The sequence below is a fragment of the Flavobacterium sp. GNP002 genome, from assembly GCF_054343795.1.
In genome coordinates, this window is record NZ_JBTGUW010000001.1 from 3,175,440 (window position 1) to 3,193,444 (window position 18,005).

Annotated in this window: 12 protein-coding genes; all 12 read left to right on the forward strand. The window is 34.0% G+C overall.

All coding sequences use genetic code 11. The features are described 5' to 3' along the window. Nucleotides 1–134: 134 nt before the first annotated feature. The 12 genes from ggt (ACXX80_RS13765) to ACXX80_RS13820 all read left to right on the forward strand — a co-directional run bounded on the left by ggt (ACXX80_RS13765) (nt 135) and on the right by ACXX80_RS13820 (nt 17,880). Nucleotides 135–1,820, forward strand: coding sequence for a gamma-glutamyltransferase (gene ggt, locus ACXX80_RS13765; RefSeq protein ID WP_458553683.1), 1,686 nt, complete (start codon nt 135–137; stop codon nt 1,818–1,820). A gap of 15 nt (nt 1,821–1,835) precedes the next feature. Continuing rightward, the gene (ggt, locus tag ACXX80_RS13770; RefSeq protein ID WP_458553684.1) at nt 1,836–3,521 is read left to right on the forward strand and encodes a gamma-glutamyltransferase; all 1,686 of its coding nucleotides are present in this window, start codon (nt 1,836–1,838) and stop codon (nt 3,519–3,521) included. A gap of 125 nt (nt 3,522–3,646) precedes the next feature. Next, entirely contained in the window at nt 3,647–4,315 is a 669-nt protein-coding gene (locus ACXX80_RS13775; RefSeq protein WP_458553685.1) for a DNA alkylation repair protein, read from the forward strand. Nucleotides 4,316–4,357: 42 nt separating this feature from the next. Continuing rightward, a complete protein-coding gene (locus ACXX80_RS13780) occupies nt 4,358–6,142 on the forward strand; it encodes a chloride channel protein (RefSeq protein WP_458553686.1) in 1,785 nt (594 codons plus the stop codon). An 87-nt stretch (nt 6,143–6,229) separates the two neighbouring features. Continuing rightward, entirely contained in the window at nt 6,230–9,061 is a 2,832-nt protein-coding gene (gene uvrA / locus ACXX80_RS13785; protein ID WP_458553687.1) for an excinuclease ABC subunit UvrA, read from the forward strand. Nucleotides 9,062–9,179: 118 nt separating this feature from the next. Further along, a complete protein-coding gene (locus ACXX80_RS13790; RefSeq protein WP_458553688.1) occupies nt 9,180–9,602 on the forward strand; it encodes an endonuclease domain-containing protein in 423 nt (140 codons plus the stop codon). A gap of 289 nt (nt 9,603–9,891) precedes the next feature. Then, nucleotides 9,892–10,620, forward strand: a complete 729-nt coding sequence (locus ACXX80_RS13795) for an LOG family protein (protein ID WP_417951610.1) — start codon at nt 9,892–9,894, stop codon at nt 10,618–10,620. Between the two features lie 191 nt (nt 10,621–10,811). Next, the gene (locus ACXX80_RS13800; protein WP_458554106.1) at nt 10,812–13,559 is read left to right on the forward strand and encodes a gluzincin family metallopeptidase; all 2,748 of its coding nucleotides are present in this window, start codon (nt 10,812–10,814) and stop codon (nt 13,557–13,559) included. A 185-nt stretch (nt 13,560–13,744) separates the two neighbouring features. Next, nucleotides 13,745–16,153 carry an alpha-ketoacid dehydrogenase subunit alpha/beta gene (locus tag ACXX80_RS13805; RefSeq protein WP_458553690.1) on the forward strand — a complete coding sequence of 803 codons (2,409 nt, stop codon included), beginning with the start codon at nt 13,745–13,747 and terminating at the stop codon, nt 16,151–16,153. A 138-nt stretch (nt 16,154–16,291) separates the two neighbouring features. Next, nucleotides 16,292–16,549 (forward strand): hypothetical protein, encoded by a 258-nt coding sequence (locus tag ACXX80_RS13810; protein WP_282728477.1) that lies wholly within the window; start codon nt 16,292–16,294, stop codon nt 16,547–16,549. A 174-nt stretch (nt 16,550–16,723) separates the two neighbouring features. Next, nucleotides 16,724–17,401 carry a peptidoglycan DD-metalloendopeptidase family protein gene (locus ACXX80_RS13815; protein ID WP_458553692.1) on the forward strand — a complete coding sequence of 226 codons (678 nt, stop codon included), beginning with the start codon at nt 16,724–16,726 and terminating at the stop codon, nt 17,399–17,401. Nucleotides 17,402–17,403: 2 nt separating this feature from the next. After that, entirely contained in the window at nt 17,404–17,880 is a 477-nt protein-coding gene (locus ACXX80_RS13820) for a hypothetical protein (protein WP_458553693.1), read from the forward strand. Nucleotides 17,881–18,005: the final 125 nt, after the last annotated feature.

Here is an 18,005-nt window from a genome sequence, read left to right on the forward strand (position 1 = left end):
TCGTCTATGAAATCTATTATTAAGCGAAGCTTCTTTAATACACAAACTAAAATTCTATGTCTCTATGTGGTTAGACCATTTGTAGCATTACTTATTAAAAACAACCAAAACAATACACTTAAATATATTATACAATGAAAAAAATATTTTTCCTACTTGCCTTTGCCATTTTAGGTTGCAAATCGAATGAAAAAACGGTAGAACCAACAGGCTTAGTAACTTCAAAAGCTATGGTTGTCTCCGCTCGTGAAGAAGCTTCACAGATTGGAGTGGAAATCATGAAAAAAGGCGGAAATGCTTTTGACGCGATGGTTGCCACAGAATTGGCATTAGCGGTTTCACATCCACAAGCTGGAAATATAGGTGGTGGCGGCTTCATGGTTTTCAGAAAAGCAAATGGTGAAACAGGTGCTATCGATTATAGAGAAAAAGCACCTTTGGCAGCCACAAAAGACATGTACTTGGATACAAAAGGAAATGTAATCGAAGGAAAAAGTACCGCAACTGCTTTGGCATCGGGAATTCCGGGTACGATTGCAGGAATATTTGAAGTCCACAAAAAATATGGTTCTTTACCCATAAGTGAAATTCTGAAACCTGTAATTGCTTTAGCAGAAAGAGGTGTTGTTGTCACTAAATTTCAAGCCGAAAGCTTGGCTTATTACAGAGCTTCCTTTATAAAAAGTAATGGTAAGAATAGTTTATTTTCGAAAGCATATAAAGAAAATGATACCATAAAATATACCGCATTAGCAGCAACATTAAAACGAATTGCGAAAAACGGTCGGGATGAATTTTACAAAGGAGAAACAGCTCAAAAGTTGGTTGCTTTTCTGGCTAAAAAAGGCGGAAATGCTACAATTGAAGATTTAAACAGTTATAATGCCAAATGGCGAACTCCAATTACTTTTCAATATAAAAATTTAAAAATCACTTCGATGTCTCCACCAAGCAGTGGCGGAATTTGCCTGAATCAAACCATGAAAATGATTGAGCCGTTCAACCTATCGCAAATGGGACACAACAGCGTAAAAACGATTCAAGTAATTACAGAAGCCGAACGACGAGCGTATGCCGACAGGAATTATTTCTTGGGTGATCCTGATTTTGTAAAACTTCCTGTAAAAGAATTACTAAGTCCATCCTATTTAGAAAAAAGAATGAGTGATTTTTCATTCGATCAAGCTTCTAAATCTTCGGATATTGCCCATGGGGAAATTAAAGGATATGAAAGCAACCAAACCACGCATTATTCTATTGTGGATTCAAAAGGAAATTCAGTATCGGCAACGACTACTTTGAATGATAATTATGGTTCCAAAATATATTGCGACGAATTGGGTTTCTTTTTGAATAATCAAATGGACGATTTCAGCGCCAAACCTGGAGTTCCTAACTTATACGGATTGACAGGAAGTGAAGCTAACAGCATTGCGCCGGGAAAAAGAATGTTGAGTTCCATGACGCCAACGATTGTAGAAAAAGACAACAAACTTTTCATGGTTGTAGGAACACCGGGAGGTTCCACTATTATCACATCGGTGTTGCAAACGATATTGAATGTGTATGAATTTGACATGAGTATGCAAGAAGCAGTAAATGCACCCCGTTTCCATCATCAATGGATGCCGGACGAAATTACATTTGAACCCAATTCCTTCGATAAAGAATTATTGAATGGTTTAAAGAAAAAAGGATATTTCATCAATGAAAAAAATAAAGAAATTATTGGTGAAGTAGACGCGATTTTGATGTTGCCAAATGGAAAATTGGAGGGTGGCGCTGACAAAAGAGGCGATAACAAAGCCGTTGGTTTTTAAATTTATAGTATTCAAATGAAAAAAATTATTATTCTATTGAGTGTTCTTTCTATTGGTTGCAAAACCCAAAATGTAGTGGTTCAACCCACAGGACTTGTTGCTAATGAAGCAATGGTTGTTTCGGCACGTGAAGAAGCTTCCAAAATTGGAGTTGAAATCATGAAAAAAGGCGGAAATGCTTTTGATGCAATGGTTGCTACCGAATTGGCTTTGGCTGTAGCATATCCATTTGCAGGAAATCTTGGCGGAGGCGGTTTTATGGTGTATCGAAAAGCAAACGGAGAAATTGGTTCTTTGGATTACCGAGAAAAAGCGCCATTAGCTGCAACTAAAGATATGTTTCTGGACGAAAAAGGAAATGTAATAAAAGGAAAAAGCACCGAATCTCCTCTTGCTATTGGAGTTCCCGGAACAATTGCCGGTGTTTTTGCAGTTCATGAAAAATTAGGTTCCTTACCGATTGAAGAAATTCTAAAACCTGTAATTGAATTGGCTGAAAGAGGTGTTATTGTTACCAAAAAACAAGAAGATAGATTAGCTGCGTATAGAGACAAAATCATAAAAGTAAATGGCAACAAAACATTATTTGCAACTGCTTTCAAAGAAAATGATGTCATCAAATATTCTGCATTGGCAGCAACATTGAAAAGGATTTCAAAAAATGGCAGAGATGAATTTTACAAAGGTGAAACAGCTAAAATATTAGTCAAATACCTTCAGGAAAAAGGAGCAATAATCACCTTGGAAGATTTGAATAAATACGAAGCCAAATGGAGAACGCCGCTTACATTTGGTTACAATGATTTAAAGGTAATCTCTATGCCTCCACCCAGCAGTGGCGGAATATGCTTGGCTGAAATATTCAAAATGATAGCGCCTTTTGACTTGGCTAAAATGGGACATAATTCAACAGAAGCCATTCAAGTTATTGTTGAAGCTGAAAGAAGAGCGTATGCCGACAGAAGCTATTATTTGGGCGACCCAGATTTTGTAAAAATACCTTTAAAAGCTTTAATGGCAGATGATTATTTGAAACAAAGAATGTCAAATTTCAGTTTTGAAAAAGCCACCTTATCATCAGATATAAAAGAAGGAAAAGTAACGTATAATGAAAGTACAGAGACTACCCATTATTCGATTGTGGATCAGTTTGGTAATGCAGTTTCGTCAACTACTACATTAAATGACGGTTATGGTTCTAAATATTATTGTGATGAACTGGGTTTTTTCTTAAACAATGAAATGGATGATTTCAGTGCTAAACCAGGTGAACCGAATATGTTTGGATTAGTAGGAAATGAAGCCAACAGTATCGCGCCACAAAAACGAATGTTGAGTTCCATGACGCCAACAATTGTAGAGAAAAACGGAAAATTATTTATGGTTGTCGGTTCTCCTGGTGGTTCTACAATTATCACATCGGTATTGCAAACGATATTAAATGTTTACGAGTATAGCTTGAGTATGCAAGAAGCGGTAAATGCACCTCGTTTTCACCATCAATGGTTACCGGATTTAATCACTTTTGAACCTAATACTTTCGATACAAAGACTTTTGAAACCTTGAAATCTAAAGGATATCTTATCAATGAAAAAACGACTCCCGTAATAGGAAAAGTGGATGCCATTTTGGTTTTACCAAGTAAAAAACTCGAAGGTGGTGCTGATTTTAGAGGAGACGATAAGGCAGTGGGGTTTTAGAGGAGATGTGAGAAAATAGAAATAAGAGAAAAGAAATTTAGGGATCTGATTTATGTTTACGTTTTTAAAATTTGATTTTGCTTTTTGATATTGCAATTGAAATTTGCCATTGAAATTTACTGTTTATGAACTTTATACCTGCCTTAGAAAACGCTTTTGAAGCAAATCAAAATCCTGAAAATGCTTTTGCAATGGCAAAATATATGAAGAACAACTTTCCTTTTTTTGGAATAAAAACGGAGGAACGAAGACGTATTTTTAAGGAAATTTGGAAAGAAAACAAACAAGAGGTTTCGGCAAACGCAAGGGAAATTGCATTGGGTTTATATTCAAAACCAGAACGGGAATTTCAGTATTGTGCCATTGAAATTTTGATAAAGGAATTAAAAGGAAATTATAAAAAAGAAGACATTCAACTGATTGAAAAACTGATACTGAATAGCTCTTGGTGGGACAGTGTCGATACAATTGCAAAGTACATTTTAGGTGAATATCTTTTGGAATTTCCATTAGAAACCAAAAATGTAATAGCACGATTTTCAGATTCACAGAATATGTGGTTGAACCGAAGTGCTATTTTATTTCAATTGGGTTACAAACAAAAAACGAATGCTGATTTTTTATTCTCCGAATGCTTAAAACAAGCTCATTCTAAGGAATTTTTTATTCAAAAAGCAATTGGCTGGGCATTAAGAGAATATGCAAAATCAAATCCCAAAATAGTGAAAGAGTTTGTAGAGAAGAGTAATTTAAAACCATTAAGTACAAAAGAAGCGTTGAAAAATATTTGTTGAAATTAAAATAATAGTAGTTTTGCACCCCTTTTAAAAAGTATCATGTTCAAAAAATATATTTCGAAATTAGAAACCATAATCGCTTTTGCGCAATCCATTTTGACGTCAAAGCAATTTATATTTTTATCGGCGGTTTTGGTTGGTATTTCTTCCGCTTTTGCTGTAATTGTATTAAAATCTTTTGCGCACTGGGTATTTTCTTTTGCTACCTATGTGAGTGGAATTTTAAAATTGGGCTTCATCAATAGTATTCTGCCCATAATTGGTATTTTATTGACCGTATTGGTGGTCAAGAAAGTTTTGGGAGGAACAATTCAAAAAGGAACTTCACAAATTTTATATGCTGTTGCCAAAAAAGCGAGTATAATTCCTAAAAAACAAATGTATGCCCAAATCGTAACCAGTTCGTTAACTGTTGGTTTAGGTGGTTCTGCAGGTTTAGAAAGTCCAATTGTAATTACAGGAGCCGCGTTTGGTTCAAACTATGCACAAAAATATAAATTAAGTTATAAAGACCGAACGCTTCTCATAGGTTGTGGTGTTGCTGCGGGAATTGCCGCTGCTTTTAATGCGCCTATTGCTGGAGTTTTATTTGCTATCGAAGTACTGTTGGTGGATGTGAGTATTGCAGCATTTACTCCCATTATGATTGCTGCTGCAACTGGTGCTTTGGTTTCTGTAATTGCATTAGATGAAGAAATTTTGCTTTCGTTCAAACAGCAACAAAGTTTTGATTATCATAACATTGTTTTCTATATCCTTTTAGGTTTATTTACCGGGTTTATTTCTGTTTATTATTCCCGAAATTTTCAAAGAGTTGAGCATTTTTTTGCAAGACTAAAATTATCACCTTATAAAAAAGCGTTGCTTGGTTCTTCGATTTTAGCCATTCTTATTTTTATTTTTCCAACGCTTTTTGGAGAGGGTTACGAAAGCATCAAAACATTATCTGACAATGACCCGGGAAAATTATTGGAAAACACATTATTCAGTGGTTTTCGAGACAATAGTTGGGCTTTATTGGTATTTGTAGGATTGACTATGATGCTGAAAGTTTTTGCAACAGGAATCACTTTAGGCAGCGGTGGAAACGGAGGAAATTTTGCTCCTTCCCTATTTCTGGGATCTTATGTTGGTTTCTTTTTTTCCAAATTTATAAATCTCACAGGACTTACTAAATTGCCTGTTAGTAATTTTACATTGGTTGGAATGGCGGGGATTTTAAGTGGTTTGTTTCATGCACCTTTGACTGCCATATTCTTAATTGCAGAGATTACAGGTGGATATAACTTGATGATTCCTTTGATGATTGTGGCTTCCATTAGTTTTGCAATTTCAAAACGATTTGAAAAACATTCGATGGATGTTAAGAATTTAGCCAAAAAAGGCCATGCGTTTACCAGCAATAAAGACACTAATATCCTTTCGACTTTAGAGACCACTTCTATTATACAAACCGACTATTTAACGGTTTCCCCTAATGAAAATTTAGAAAGACTCGTTGATCTCATTTCTCACTCCAACCAAGTGATATTTGCGGTAGTTGATACAGAACAAAACTTATTAGGTATTGTTCATTTTAATGATATTCGCGAAATAATATTCAATAATTACCGAGTTAAATACACTTTGGTTAGAGAAATAATGATAGAACCTGCAGAAATCATTTCTCCTGATGACAGCATGGAAATGGTCATGAATAAGTTTGAAAAATCAAAAAAAGCATTCTTACCGGTTCTCAAAGAAGGGAAATATTACGGTTTTATTTCCAAATCTGTTGCGCTTGAAGCCTATAGAACAAAACTAAAATCAATGACGATTGAATAAAATTTTAATCTTTCTTTTAACATAAACTTCTAAACTGTTGTATCGAAAGAATAAATCAAAATGGTAACTTTGCTTTTTGCAAAAATTATGCTAGACAAAGACAATACCATTGAAGTTCAAGGCGCTCGTGTGCACAACTTAAAAAATATAGATGTTTCCATTCCAAGAGAAAAGCTGGTGGTTATCACGGGTCTTTCGGGTTCCGGAAAATCCTCATTAGCATTTGATACCATTTATGCCGAAGGGCAACGCCGTTATGTAGAAACATTTTCTGCTTATGCGCGTCAATTTCTGGGTGGTTTAGAACGTCCTGATGTCGATAAAATTGACGGACTCTCTCCAGTAATTGCAATCGAACAAAAAACAACTAGTAAAAGTCCGCGTTCCACCGTGGGAACGATTACTGAAATTTACGATTTCCTGCGTTTGTTATATGCTCGTGGAGCTGATGCGTATAGCTACAACACCGGCGAAAAAATGGTTTCCTATTCTGATGAGCAAATTAAGGATTTGATTATTCAGGATTTTACTGGAAAACGAATTAATATTTTGGCTCCAGTTATTCGGGCCAGAAAAGGACATTATGCGGAACTTTTCCAACAAATTGCCAAGCAAGGTTTTCTTAAAGTTCGTGTAAACGGTGATGTGCTTGATATTACTTTGGGAATGAAATTAGACCGTTACAAAACACATGATATCGAAATTGTAGTGGACCGCATGGTTATTGAAGATACTGCTGACAATGAAAAACGTTTGACAGAAAGCATTAACACTGCCATGCATCACGGTGAAAATGTGTTGATGGTTTTAGACCAAGATTCAAATGAAGTTCGGTTTTTCAGTAGGAATTTGATGTGTCCAACTACCGGAATTTCCTATCAAAATCCAGAACCCAATTTATTTTCTTTCAATTCGCCAAAAGGCGCTTGTGACCATTGCAACGGATTAGGAACGGTAAATGAAATTAATCCAAAGAAGATTATTCCAAACCCAAAATTATCTATAAAAGCAGGAGGTTTTGCTCCATTAGGCGAATATAAATCATCTTGGATTTTCAAGCAATTGGAAATTATTGGTGAAAAATATGGCTTCAAATTGACAGATGCAGTTAACACCATTCCGGAGGAAGCGATGGAAATGATTTTGAATGGCGGAAAAGAAAAATTCACCATCAATTCCAAAGATTTAGGAGTTGCCCGAGAATACAAAATTGATTTTGAAGGGATTTCGCATTTCATCAAAAATCAACATGACGAAAGCGGTTCCACGACTATAAAACGTTGGGCAAAGGAATTCATGGACGAAATAAAATGTCCGGTTTGTGAAGGTTCCCGTTTGAAAAAAGAAGCGCAGTTTTTTAAAATCAATGAAAAAAATATTATCGAATTGTGTGATATGGATATTTCAGATTTGACCGCTTGGTTTAATGATTTAGATAGTCATCTCTCTGATAAACAAAAGCGTATCGCTACTGAAGTAATCAAAGAAATTAAGGATCGATTGAACTTTTTGATGAATGTAGGCTTGAATTATTTGGCTTTAAGCCGAAGCTCTAAATCGCTTTCGGGTGGTGAAGCACAACGCATTCGGTTGGCTACGCAAATTGGTTCGCAGTTAGTTGGTGTTTTGTATATTCTGGATGAACCAAGTATTGGTTTGCACCAAAGAGACAACGAAAAACTAATTCATTCTCTCGAACAATTACGCGATATTGGAAACTCTGTAATTGTAGTGGAACACGATAAAGACATGATTGAACGCGCGGATTATGTGATTGACATTGGGCCAAAAGCAGGAAAATACGGAGGCGAAATCATCAGTAAAGGAACGCCTGCCGAAATCCTGAAACACCATTCCATTACCGCCAAATACATGAATGGCGAGATGAAAATTGAAGTTCCACAAAAACGTAGAGAAGGAAATGGAAAATTCCTAAAACTGACCGGAGCAACAGGAAATAACTTGAAAAATGTTTCGATAGAATTACCTTTGGGCAAAATGATTTGCGTGACCGGAGTTTCAGGAAGTGGAAAATCAACTTTGATTAATGAAACGCTCTACCCTATTTTGAATGCGTATTATTTTAATGGTGTCAAAAAACCGCAGCCGTACAAAAAAATTGAAGGATTAGAGCATATCGACAAAGTGATTGATATTGACCAAAGCCCTATTGGTAGAACCCCAAGAAGTAATCCGGCAACATACACCGAAGTTTTTACCGAAATCAGAAATCTGTTTACAATGACTTCCGAAAGTATGATTCGGGGATACAAAGCAGGCCGATTTAGTTTTAATGTAAAAGGCGGACGCTGTGAAACCTGCGAAGGTTCAGGAGTTCGTACGATTGAAATGAACTTTCTGCCAGACGTTTATGTAGAATGTGAAACCTGTCAAGGAAAACGTTTTAACAGAGAAACATTAGAAATTCGATACAAAGGGAAATCCATTTCGGATGTGTTGAATATGACGGTGGATGAAGCGGTTCCATTTTTTGAAATGATTCCGAAGATTTACAGAAAAGTAAAAACCATTCAGGATGTTGGTTTGGGTTATATTACGCTTGGACAACAAAGTACAACGCTTTCAGGAGGCGAAGCACAACGCATCAAACTGGCGGGTGAATTATCCAAAAAAGATACAGGAAATACATTTTATATTCTGGACGAACCCACAACAGGACTACATTTTGAAGATATCAGAGTATTGATGGAAGTCATTAATAAGCTAGTGGATAAAGGAAATACGATTTTGATTATCGAACACAATATGGATGTGATAAAACTAGCAGATTACATAATTGACATTGGCCCTGAAGGAGGAAAAGGCGGCGGACAGCTTATCGCCAAAGGAACGCCGGAAGAAATTATAAAAATTAAGAAGAGTTATACGGCGCAGTTTTTGAAAAAAGAACTGGCTTAAATTCCCCTCCTTTGGAGGGGTGCCCGAAAGGCGGGGTGGTTTTCGTTACTATTAGTGTTTTTTTTTGTAAATTTATTCCTAAGGTCCGTTCTAAAAAAAGGGAATAGAAACAACAATTATGGAAAACAATGGCGAGATAACGGCTTATATAAACATACAGCCTATTTATAGAAATTTCATCGAAAACTTACCCTGCAACATAAAATTAAAAGCTAGATCCCGAGCATTGCGCAAAGCAGGTGTGTTGTCAGAAGTTATCTTTTGGTTGCAAGTGCACAAAGGAATGTTTTGGAAAATAGATTTTGACAGACAAAGAATCATTGGTAATTATATTGTAGATTTTTATGTAAAAACTCTTGGATTGGTAATCGAAATTGACGGTTCAAGCCACGACAACAAAGAAGAGTACGATCAAAAAAGAGAAGATTATCTCGTTTCTTTAGGATTAAAGGTTTACAGAATATCTGATTTAAGGGTAAAACATGATTTGAATAATGTGATGATTGAACTAGAGAACTATATTATTGAGGAGTTTGGGTGAAATATAATATTATTTGGCTAAACGGCAATAAAAAACCACCCCACCTTTCAGGCACCCCTCCAGTGGAGGGGAAAAGCAAACAGATAACTTATCGCCAAAGGAACGCCGGAAGAAATTATAAAAATTAAGAAGAGTTATACGGCGCAGTTTTTGAAAAAAGAATTACTTTAGTATTTGGAAGCCCTAGCCCAGATAGCAGTGGAAATCCTTATGAGCCGGGGTTCGGCGATTAAGATTGAAACGAATAGCTGGAAGTAGCTCCAAAAAAATAAGATTTAAAATAGAGAATATGAGATTAGAAGATTTTGATAATGACGAGGATAAAGTAATCCAAGACCGCCTAAAAAGAAAGACTTGGAACGAGATTAGAACCAATGACAGTTGGGCGATTTTTAAAATCATGGCCGAGTTTGTAAACGGTTATGAAAGCATGGGACGCATTGGTCCATGTGTAACCATTTTTGGTTCTGCAAGAACAAAACCCGAAGATGCTTATTATTTACTTGCCGAAAAAATTGCCTATAAAATCAGTAAAGCTGGGTATGGCGTAATTACTGGAGGCGGTCCTGGAATCATGGAAGCCGGAAATAAAGGTGCACATCTAGGTGGAGGAACATCAGTGGGATTGAATATTGAGCTGCCTTTTGAGCAACATTTCAACCCGTATATTGACAGCGATAAAAACCTGAATTTTGACTATTTCTTTGTTCGCAAAGTGATGTTTGTTAAATATTCCCAAGGATTTGTGGTGATGCCAGGAGGTTTTGGAACCATGGATGAATTGTTTGAAGCGATGACTTTGATTCAGACAAAAAAAATAGCAAAATTCCCTATTATCCTTGTTGGAACCAGCTTTTGGTCCGGATTGATTGATTGGATTAAAACAGTTTTAGTAGAGAAAGAGCGAACAGTAAGTGCCGAAGATTTGAATTTATTTAAAATTGTGGATACTGAAGATGAAGTCGTTGATGTGTTAGATAAATTCTATAAAAAATATGATTTAACTCCTAATTTTTAACAAAAAAGCCGTCTAACCGACGGCTTTTTTTATGTTAATTAAGCAGTGTTGATAGTGTTTTATTCTAAAAAAAAAGTATATTTAATTTTTAATAAAATCAATATCGGAATTTGAACTCATTCTTAAAAAATACGTTTTATACTCTTGTTTTATTACTTTCAATAAAACAACATGCACAACATCATTCTGAGATAAGGGCTGAATTAAATACGGAGAATAAAACGTTGAAGATCCAACAACAAATTACTTTTTCTAATCAATCAAACGACACGTTAACCTCGATTATATTGAATGATTGGAATAATGCTTTTTCTACTAAAAACACTCCTTTAGCCAAACGATTTTCTGATGAATTTTTTAGAGGTTTCCATTTAGCCAAAGAAGAAGAACGTGGAAGCACGAAAAATGTATCCATTTTAGATGCAAATAAAATGGTTTTATCATGGGAAAGACCCTATAAAAATCCTGATTTAATCGAAGTTAAACTAGCCGAAAATTTACTTCCGAATCAGAAAATTATAGTATACATTACTTATATAACTAAAATACCCAGCGATAAATTTACAAAATACGGGTACAATAATACCGGAATTATAAATCTTAAAAACTGGTTTCTTACGCCTGCAAGATATGAAAACCATAATTTCATACGATACAGCAATACTAATTTAGATGATATCGCTAATGCCTATTCAAGTTTTGAAATTGATTTAAAAATACCTAAAAATTTTGAAGCTATTTCTGATTTAATAAGCAGTAAATCAACTATTAATAACACTTTTATAAACTATAAATTATCAGGGAATAATAGGACTAATTTTAGTCTTATCATAGAGCCAAAAACCCATTTTGAAAGCTATAAGAATAGCGCTGTTGAAGTACTTACCGATTTAAGAGACAACAAATTAGATAATATTCAAAAAGCAATTGTAATAGATCGAGTTGTGAATTTTGCAAACGATTTAATTGGAAAATATCCACATGAAAAGATTATTGTTTCTCAAACGGACTATGAGAGAAATCCTTTTTATGGGTTAAATCAACTTCCTTCTTTTATAAGCCCGTTTTCGGATGAATTTCTTTTTGAAATTAAATTTCTAAAAACCTATTTGAATGAATATCTAAAAACAAGTTTACAATTAGATCCTAGAAAAGACAACTGGATATACGATGGATTGCAGGTTTATGCCATGATGAAATATATGGATGAAAATCATCCCAACACTAAAATGATGGGAAGTGCCTCTAATATTAGACTATTGAAAAGTTTTAATATTGCCAATATTGGTTTTAATGATCAGTATAGTTATTTCTATATGTTAATGGCACGAAAAAATCTAGACCAACCGCTTGGCAATCCTAAAAACACTTTAATAAAATTCAATGAACAAATAGCTAGTAAATATCGTTCCGGATTAAGTATTCGATTTTTGGATAATTATTTACAAAATGATGCCGTACCTTCCAGTATAAAACAATTTTACAATCAAAATACGAAACAACAAGTTTCCAGAATTGATTTTGAAACCATCCTAAAATCAAATAGCAATAAGGATATCAACTGGTTTTTTAATACCATTATTGATTCAAGAGACATCATTGATTATAAATTTTCTAGTGTTAAGAAAACCAATGACAGTATCACTTTTTCAGTGATAAATAGAACTGGAGCGCCGATTCCGATTCCAGTTTATGGCACCAAAAAAGGAGAAATTGTTTTTAAGCAATGGCTGGATATCGAAGAATGTGACAGTACTTTTTCTATTCAAAGAAATGGTGCCGATAAAATTATTTTAAATTTAAAAAATGAAGTTCCTGAATATAATTTAAGAAATAATTGGAAAAAACTAGATGGTTTTTTTCCGAATAATAGACCCATAAAGTTTGTTTTTATGAAGGATTTAGAAGATCCATATTACAATCAAATATTGTATGTACCCTCTATTTCTTATAACTTATACGACGGAATAACACCCGGATTGCGATTGCATAATAAAACAATTCTCGAAAAACCATTTACTTTTGAGATTAATCCATCCTACTCTACTAAATCCAATAATTTATCAGGATCAGCTTCTTTTGTGGTAAACCAAAACTATAGAAACAGTACACTATATAACGCAAGATATTCGTTAAGTGGTTCCTACTTTCATTATGCACAAGATGCCACTTATCTAAAACTAAATCCTACGATCCAGTTGCGGATTAGGGAGCCTAATTTTAGAGACAACAGAAAACAGCTGATTCTATTCCGACAAGTTATTGTAAACAAAGAAAAAAGTGCTTTCGCTATTGATAACTCCCCATCCAACTATTCAATTTTTGATGCCCGATATGTGCATTCAAAAACGGAGGTCACCAATCATTTTGACTTTAGTTCTGATGTTCAAATCTCAGGTAATTTTGGAAAAGTTACTGGCGAAATAGAATATCGAAAACTCTTTGAAAATAATCGTCAAATTAATCTGCGGTTTTATGCCGGAAGTTTTTTATACAATAAAACAGCATCGGATTTTTTTAGTTTCGCACTAGACAGACCTACCGATTATCTCTTTGATTATAATTATTTTGGACGATCTGAAAATACAGGTTTTTTTAGTCAACAATACATAATGGCTGAAGGCGGCTTTAAATCAAAAATAGCAACACCTTATGCAAATAAATGGATTACCAGCTTAAATGCAAGTGTTAGTGTATGGAACTGGATAGAAATTTATGGTGACATCGGTTTCATCAAAAATAAAGGTCAAAATGAAAAATTTGTATACGATAGCGGTATCCGCCTCAATTTAGTGACGGACTACTTTGAGTTGTATTTTCCGGTATATTCCAACAATGGATGGGAAGTAGCCCAAAACAATTATAATGAAAAAGTACGTTTTATAGTTACTTTTTCTCCAAAAACATTAATCAATCTTTTTAATCGAAAATGGTTCTAATCCAAAACAATTATCATCATTTATTAAACTATTCTCATTAAAATTCAAATAAAATTACACATATTAAAAAAATAAAGTTCTTTTTATTAGAATAAATCGAAATAATTTAATTTTATTTTTTGAATGAACTATGAAAATAGCTAGTTTTTAAGTAAATTTGTCCCATAAAGTTATACTTTTCAATTATGATAAAAGAAAAAACCAATACTACATTGACATTTGAAGATTTCAAAATCGAGGTGTTGAATGACTACAAATTAGCCATAACAAGCAGAGAATGTAGTCTTTTAGGACGTAAAGAAGTATTGACTGGAAAGGCTAAATTTGGCATTTTTGGTGATGGAAAAGAAGTACCACAACTAGCGATGGCGAAAGCCTTCAAAAATGGCGACTTCCGTTCCGGATATTATCGTGATCAAACTTTTATGATGGCTATTGGAGAATTAACTGTGCAACAATTTTTTGCGGGTTTATATGGCCATACTGATATTGAACATGAACCAATGTCAGCAGGAAGACAAATGGGTGGTCACTTTGCTACTCATAGTTTAAATGAAGATGGAAGTTGGAAAAACTTAACAAAACAAAAAAACTCAAGTGCTGATATTTCTCCAACGGCTGGACAAATGCCACGTCTATTAGGACTTGCTCAAGCTTCAAAAATATATAGACAAGTTTCTGGAATACCAAATGCAGCTAATTTTTCTAATGAAGGAAATGAGATTGCATGGGGAACAATAGGAAATGCAAGTACCTCTGAAGGGTTATTTTTTGAAACCATAAATGCTGCAGGAGTATTACAAGTTCCTATGGTTATGAGTGTTTGGGACGATGAGTATGGAATTTCAGTTCATGCAAAACACCAAACGACTAAAGAAAATATTTCCGAGATTTTAAAAGGATACCAAAGAGAAAAAGGAACCAATGGCTATGAAATACTAAAAGTAAAAGGTTGGGATTATGCCGACTTAGTTGCTACGTATGAAAAAGCTGCTGATATTGCCCGAGAAAATCATACTCCAGTTTTGATTCACGTAAATGAATTGACGCAACCTCAAGGACATTCCAGTTCAGGTTCTCATGAAAGATACAAAAATGCAGACCGATTAGCATGGGAAAGAGACTTTGATTGTATTCGTCAAATGAAATTATGGATGATTGCAATCAACATAGCTTCACCTGAAGAAATCGATGCTATTGATGCTCAAGCCAAAAAAGATGTTTTAGAAGGTAAAAAAGCAGCTTGGAATGCATTTATTGAACCTATTGTTGAAGAACAAAAACAACTGATTGGATTATTAGAAAAAATAGCGGAGACCAGTAAAAATAAAGATAGAATTTTACAATTTTCATCTGATTTAAGCAGTATTAAATCACCTTTGAAAAAAGAAATCATAGTTACGGCACGTAAAGTTTTACGCTTAATCCTAAACGAGAACAGTAAAGAAGAATTATCGCAATGGATAACATCATATACTACTAAAACTCAAAAGAATTTTAGCAGCAACTTATTTTCAGAAACAGATTTAAATGTATTTTCTGTAGAAAAAGTGCTACCGGTATACCCTGAAAATGCTAAAGAAGATACGGATGGTCGCATGATTTTACGTGATAATTTTGATGCTATTTTCACAAAATATCCTGAAACATTGATTTTTGGCGAAGATGCTGGAGCCATTGGAGATGTGAATCAAGGTCTAGAAGGAATGCAGGAAAAATATGGAGAATTACGTGTTGCCGATGTGGGAATTCGTGAAGCAACCATATTAGGTCAAGGTATAGGAATGGCATTAAGAGGCTTACGTCCTATTGCTGAAATTCAATATTTAGATTATTTACTGTACGCTATTCAAATCATGAGTGATGATTTAGCTACGTTAAGATACCGTACCGTTGGAAAACAAAAAGCACCGTTAATTATACGAACACGTGGACATCGTTTAGAAGGAATCTGGCATTCCGGATCTCCTATGGGAATGATCATAAACGCTATACGTGGAATTCATGTATTGGTTCCAAGAAATATGACTCAAGCAGCCGGATTTTATAACAGTTTGTTAGAATGTGATGAGCCCGCTTTAGTGATTGAATGCTTGAATGGTTACCGATTGAAAGAAAAAATGCCTTTGAATTATGGCGACTTCAAAACTCCAATTGGGGTTGTGGAAACGTTGAAAGAAGGAACTGATATTACTCTTGTTTCATACGGTTCAACATTGCGATTAGTTCAACAAGCAGCAAATGAACTTCTTGAAGTAGGTATTGATTGCGAGATTATCGATTTACAATCTTTACTCCCATTTGATGTAAATCAAGATGTAGTGAAAAGTATTGCAAAAACAAATCGCCTGTTAGTTATTGACGAAGATCTTCCGGGTGGAGCTTCAGCTTATATTTTACAACAAATAATTGAGCAACAAGACGCTTACAACTATTTAGACAGTAAACCGCAAACCTTAACTGCAAAAGCACACAGACCAGCTTATGGAACGGACGGTGATTACTTCTCAAAACCTTCTGCAGAAGATATTTTTGAAAAAGTATATGCAATGATGAATGAAGTAAATCCTTCGAAATATCCAAATTTGTATTAAAAATTAAATCTATAAATTGAAATCCCAATCTTTACGATTGGGATTTTTTTTTAAAATAATAAACCAATTTTATTTTTTAAAAATTTAAAAAAGTAAATTGAAAATCAATTAATTAGCTATTAACCATAAAACATAAATATGAAAAAAGTATCATTATTTTTAGGAATACTATCACTACTTGCGATTGTATCCTGCAAGAAAAAAGAAGAAACTCCAGTTCCAGCAACACAAACTGAAACTTCAAGTGAAACAACTACAACTGTTACCACTGAAGCTAAAGATAGCACCTCTATAAAAGTAGCTACCGATGGTGTAAGCGTGACTACAAAAGATGGAAAAACTAAAACTAGTGTGGAACTTTCTGGTGGAGAAGCAAAAGTTGAGATCAAAAAATAGTAACTGATTTTTATCTTTACAAAGAGTTATAATGCCAATATGAAATTTCATATTGGCATTTGCTATTTTATTTTTTTTAAACATTTTTCACAATTAAAAGTTATAATGCTACCTAAATTTTTATGTTGCCATTTTTTATTTTAAATTTAGGAATTATAAAAATTAATACAAATTATGACCGAACTGGAAACTATCTTAAAAGACATCCAAAATGTAAAAGTGATAGAGAAATCAATTGATTACAACCAATACATCCCTTTGGATTTATCGATAAAAAATGAAAATTTTACAAAACATGCTATTGACAATGCAACTGATTTTGAACAATATATCGAAAAATATTTAGACGAAAACAATGCAAAAGTAGCTTTTGGCGGTTATAATGAAATTAGAGATCTGTATAAACGAAGTGATATTTTTAACGATTCTAAAGCTGAGGAGCGAAATATCCATATTGGTTTAGATTTATGGATTAAAGCTGGGACTCCAGTATTAGCAGCACTTGATGGATTTGTACACAGTTTTAATTACAATACGGGCGTAGGCGATTATGGTCCAACTATTATCTTAGAACATAAAATAGAAAATCAGCGATTTTATACTTTATACGGACATCTTTCGTTAGAAAGTATCAGTGATATTGCAATTGGTGATATTTTCGAAAAAGGACAACAAATAGCAACTTTAGGAGATGCTTCTGTGAATGGAGATTATGCACCTCATTTGCATTTTCAGATCATAGAAGAAATTTCACAAACATTTGGTGATTATCCAGGAGTTTGTAGCGAAAATAGCTTAGGTCATTATTTAAAGAACTGCCCAGATCCGAATATCTTATTAAAAATTATATAAGTATGAAAAAAATAATTATTGTCTTCAGCATTATGCTGCTCATTGGATGCAAATCAAAAAATGTTGTTACAACTACTGAACCGGAAAAAGCTAAAATTGAAAAACTTGGTATGACCGAAGTTAACGAAAGTCAAAAGAATAAAGCGTATGAATTAGGAAAGAGAGTTTTAATGACTTGTAATACCTCTAAATTCAAACCTTTCAATCAAAGTGAAGCAACAGCATCAGTAATTCAGAACACTACTGAGGAAAGATTGACAAAAACCTGTACCAAATTTCGTCAATATTACGGGACTTTTATTGATCTTCAATTAATTGAAATTTATAAAAACAATTTTGACGGAACAACCATTTTTCGTTACAAAGCATTGTATACAAAGAAAGTAGCTAATAAGGAACTTCGTGTTTCAATGAACCAAGAAAACAAAGTTTCATCTATTAAATCATTAGATTGGGTCACTCCTTTCTCGATGAAATAATTTAAAATTATACAATTAAATTCATTCATCAAAAAAGTTTTTTTTTTACAGTTCAGCATAACTATTTGAGTAATGAATCCGGAAAAGTCCTAAACTTTAAAGGGTATTAAGCCTATCTGATTAAC

Bases quoted from the DNA above. Each gene is read 5' to 3' on its own strand.
- ACXX80_RS13780 (WP_458553686.1), top strand. From the start codon at position 4,358: ATGTTCAAAAAATATATTTCGAAATTAGAAACCATAATCGCTTTTGCG.
- ACXX80_RS13775 (WP_458553685.1), top strand. From the start codon at position 3,647: ATGAACTTTATACCTGCCTTAGAAAACGCTTTTGAAGCAAATCAAAAT.
- ACXX80_RS13805 (WP_458553690.1), top strand. From the start codon at position 13,745: ATGATAAAAGAAAAAACCAATACTACATTGACATTTGAAGATTTCAAA.
- ACXX80_RS13795 (WP_417951610.1), top strand. From the start codon at position 9,892: ATGAGATTAGAAGATTTTGATAATGACGAGGATAAAGTAATCCAAGAC.
- ACXX80_RS13815 (WP_458553692.1), top strand. From the start codon at position 16,724: ATGACCGAACTGGAAACTATCTTAAAAGACATCCAAAATGTAAAAGTG.
- ACXX80_RS13790 (WP_458553688.1), top strand. From the start codon at position 9,180: ATGGAAAACAATGGCGAGATAACGGCTTATATAAACATACAGCCTATT.
- ACXX80_RS13820 (WP_458553693.1), top strand. From the start codon at position 17,404: ATGAAAAAAATAATTATTGTCTTCAGCATTATGCTGCTCATTGGATGC.
- ggt (WP_458553683.1), top strand. From the start codon at position 135: ATGAAAAAAATATTTTTCCTACTTGCCTTTGCCATTTTAGGTTGCAAA.
- ACXX80_RS13810 (WP_282728477.1), top strand. From the start codon at position 16,292: ATGAAAAAAGTATCATTATTTTTAGGAATACTATCACTACTTGCGATT.
- ggt (WP_458553684.1), top strand. From the start codon at position 1,836: ATGAAAAAAATTATTATTCTATTGAGTGTTCTTTCTATTGGTTGCAAA.
- uvrA (WP_458553687.1), top strand. From the start codon at position 6,230: ATGCTAGACAAAGACAATACCATTGAAGTTCAAGGCGCTCGTGTGCAC.